4 protein-coding genes are annotated in these 3545 nt (G+C 45.6%); 2 read left to right on the top strand and 2 right to left on the bottom strand.

Annotation, left to right across the window (positions count from 1 at the left end; genetic code table 11):
- The first annotated feature begins 347 nt into the window (after positions 1–347).
- A complete protein-coding gene (locus B3O33_RS12840) occupies positions 348–803 on the top strand; it encodes an Sbal_3080 family lipoprotein (RefSeq protein ID WP_292360777.1) in 456 nt (151 codons plus the stop codon).
- Positions 804–851: 48 nt separating this feature from the next.
- Positions 852–1883, top strand: coding sequence for a UDP-glucose 4-epimerase GalE (gene galE, locus B3O33_RS12835; protein ID WP_292363773.1), 1032 nt, complete (start codon positions 852–854; stop codon positions 1881–1883).
- A 12-nt stretch (positions 1884–1895) separates the two neighbouring features.
- Here the strand turns inward: galE and B3O33_RS12830 are convergent, their stop codons facing one another.
- Positions 1896–2627: a hypothetical protein gene (locus tag B3O33_RS12830; protein WP_292360781.1), complete on the bottom strand. Its 732-nt coding sequence runs from the start codon at positions 2625–2627 to the stop codon at positions 1896–1898.
- Positions 2628–2653: 26 nt separating this feature from the next.
- The coding region (locus tag B3O33_RS12825) for a beta-ketoacyl-ACP synthase (RefSeq protein ID WP_292363772.1) at positions 2654–3545 on the bottom strand (892 nt) is incomplete at its 5' end.

The raw sequence follows: 3545 nt of genomic DNA, 5'->3' as shown, positions 1-3545 counted from the left end.
AAAGCACGACGATACTCACTATGGAGATCAGCAAAAGGCGATATTGGCGGAGAACGGCTTTGACAGATTTCATAGCGATGGCTTATCTCAATAGTGGAGATAAGCCAGTTTACATAAATAATGCCGGGTAGCGTAACCGGCAGGCTGAATCGAGCTGCGACCTTCCCACTCAAAATCAAAATATCACAGCAAACCTGACCATAGAAACTGGAATAAATCCTTTCATCGATAAAATTTTCCTCCTATAATTCTGCGGCACTGCTTATTGCTGGAATTTTAATCGTCTCATCAATAACCGCATGGTTCAGTGCGTAACTCTTCAGATAGCTCAATTTCAAGGAACGAAAATGTTTAAACACATTGGATGGCTTTTACTCACCTCAGTGACGTTGACAGGGTGTTCGATAAAACAAACAGTGGAACCTGCTGAAATCCCCCAGGCAGCTGAACTTTGCATTATCGAAAACACCGATACACGTGAAGGGTTTCTAAAGGAATTTAAGTCCACACTGTCTTCCCGTGGCATTCAGCACCGAGTCGTCTCCGAGAGAAACGTGCCTGAAAGCTGTGAATGGACTGCCACTTATGTAGCTAAATGGACTTGGGATCTGGCGCTTTATATGTCATATGCAGAAATAAAGATTTTCCATAATGGCAATTTGGATGGCGAAGCCATTTATGACTCCACCCGTGGTGGCGGTAATATGGGCAAATTTATTGATGCTGAGCCTAAAATTCAGGAACTGGTCAACGAATTGATGCAGTTCGAATCCACTTCAGCCTTCCGCCTGTATTTCGGTTAACGGCTTCGTTGTTCGTCAATCAACGACAAACTCAGCAAGATGATTCAGATGCAACACGTTATGGATGACAAGATGATTTTGGTCACCGGTGGTGCAGGTTATATTGGCTCGCATACCTGTGTTGAGCTGGCCAACAGTGGCTATAAGCTGGTTGTTCTGGATAATCTGTCAAACTCATCCGCCAAAGTATTGCCCCGTATTGAAAGCATTATTCAGCAGAAAATAACCTTTGTGCAGGGCGATATTCGCCATCGTGAAACGCTGGAAGCGGTGTTTCGCCAATATAACATTGCCGCTGTCATTCACTTTGCCGGTCTGAAGACCTTAAATGAATCGGTTTCACAACCGATGTCGTATTACGATAACAACGTCAGTGGCACGATTACGCTGTGTAATGTGATGGCTGAGTTTGATTGTAAAACACTTATTTTCAGCTCATCAGCCGCCGTTTATGCCGAAATATCCAACCAGCCGATCCGCGAGGATTTTCCGCTGGCGGCAAACAATCCTTATGGCCGCTCTAAATTAATTATTGAACAGATATTAACTGACCTGCATCGTGCTGATCCGGCCTGGTCTATTGCCCTGCTTCGCTATTTTAATCCGGTAGGAGCCCATTTCTCCGGTTTGATTGGCGAGCATTCCAATGCCACGTCGACCAACTTGATGCCCTGCCTTTCGCAAGTAGCTACAGGCAAGCGGGATAAGCTATTTATTTATGGAAATGATTATAAGACAAGGGATGGCACCGGAGTGCGTGATTACATTCATGTGGCCGATTTAGCAAAAGCTCATGTCAAAGCACTGATAAAAGCGCTCGACAGCTCGGACGTTTTGACCTTGAATATTGGTACAGGCCGTGGCTATTCGGTATTGGAAGTAATTGCCGCTTTTGAGAAGGTTTCTGGTCAGAAAATTCCATTTGAAATGGTGGCTCGCCGGGCCAAGGATCTGGCGCGTTGTGTTGCGGATCCCTCACTGGCCATCAAGACGTTGAACTGGAAAGCCGAGTTGGATATCAACAGAATGTGCGCCGACAGTTGGCACTGGCAGACGCACAATCCTGATGGATATGCGTAAACAGGTTCAGTATTAACTCGCGTATTTTCTGATTTTCTTATGCGGTGTATCAGAGGCCACTTTCTGCAATAAAATTTCATAGCCTGTGGCTTGCTTTAATGCCTTACTCAGCCATGCTGCAGAATCCTGTGCCACTTTATCAAGACTGGGATCCATATACATGGCTTGCAGTTTGGCTGCTGCAACGTCCAATAATGCCTGTTCGGTTCGCTGCTCATGGAAAATCGCTCTGGCAGCAAGCCTTTGAGCGTAAGCATCATTTGTTTCTAATAACTTGATATAGCTAATCACTTCGGCCGGTAAGTCGGTATCGGTTATCTTTACCGCAGCGAGTTTATTTTGCACAGCCTGGAATTGCACCAGATCTGTTTTGGCTTTGGAAGCATGACGTTTTAATTTGGCGTTTTCAGCCTTACTCGCCAGTAATTGCAATGTTGGCTGATATTTAGGGTTACCGCTATAGCCCAATGCTCTGACTTTATAAGACAAAACACCCAGCTCATCACGCTCAAAATATTTCTTCTCTTGAGCGGCCAGTAAATCTTTTTCCATACCATCAAACAGTAATGGATCAGAAAGCCCCGACCATTGCAGGCGTTCCAGCATCTGCTCTTTCTGTTCAACACTACCTGATTCGAGAATGTTGAGCTTATGTGCAATACGTTGCTCATCGGTTTCAAATGCTTGCAGCAATCCACTGAAAGCCAGAAAAGACGCGCCAATCACCCATTGTTTTAAATTCATTTTCTGTTTCCTTACGTTGTTAAAAGTTATTTCCATCGTTTAAAAATAAGTGAGGTATTGATTCCACCAAAAGCAAAGTTATTACTCATAATCACATCCGTCTCGATATGTCGTGGTTCGTGCATGATGTAATCCAGATCGCCACATGCCGGATCAACTTCATCCAGATTCGCCGTGGCATGAAACCAGTTTTCACGCATCATCTGAATCGCCACCCAGGACTCCAAAGCGCCACAGGCACCCAGCGTATGTCCAGTAAAACTTTTGAATGAGCTGATCGGCGTATTATTTCCAAAAACAGCGGCTGTCGCTGACGACTCAGCAATGTCACCGCGATCGGTTGCCGTGCCATGTGCACTGATATAACCAATTTCATCCGGGTTTACGTTTGCACAACTGAGCGCTAACCGCATGGCTTTTTCCATGGTCACGGCTGAAGGTTGTGTGACATGACTGCCATCTGAGTTGGTGCCAAATCCGACCAATTCAGCATATATAAAGGCATTGCGTGCTAAGGCATGCTCCAGATCTTCAAGAATCAAGGTGCAACCACCTTCACCGATCACCAGACCATCTCGCTGTTTATCAAACGGCCGGGGACTCAAATGGGGAGTGTCATTTTTAATACTGGTGGCGTACAACGTGTCAAACACAGCGGCTTCAGTAGCACATAAGGCTTCACATCCACCCGCCACCATAATGGTCTGATGACCATATTTAATGGCCTCATAGGCATAGCCTATGGCCTGGCTTCCAGAAGTACAGGCACTTGAGGTCGTCAAAACCCGGCCGCGTAATCCAAAATAAATACCAATATTAACCGGCGCGGTATGCGCCATCATTTTGATATAGGAGTTGGCATTGAGGCCATCGCTGGTATGGTTCAGCAACATGTTGCCAAAATCCGCAATCGCATCG

This window comes from Methylophaga sp. UBA1464 (assembly GCF_002325665.1).
In the GTDB taxonomy this organism is placed as follows: Bacteria; Pseudomonadota; Gammaproteobacteria; order Nitrosococcales; family Methylophagaceae; genus Methylophaga.
This window is presented reverse-complemented; position numbering and strand designations above follow the sequence as displayed.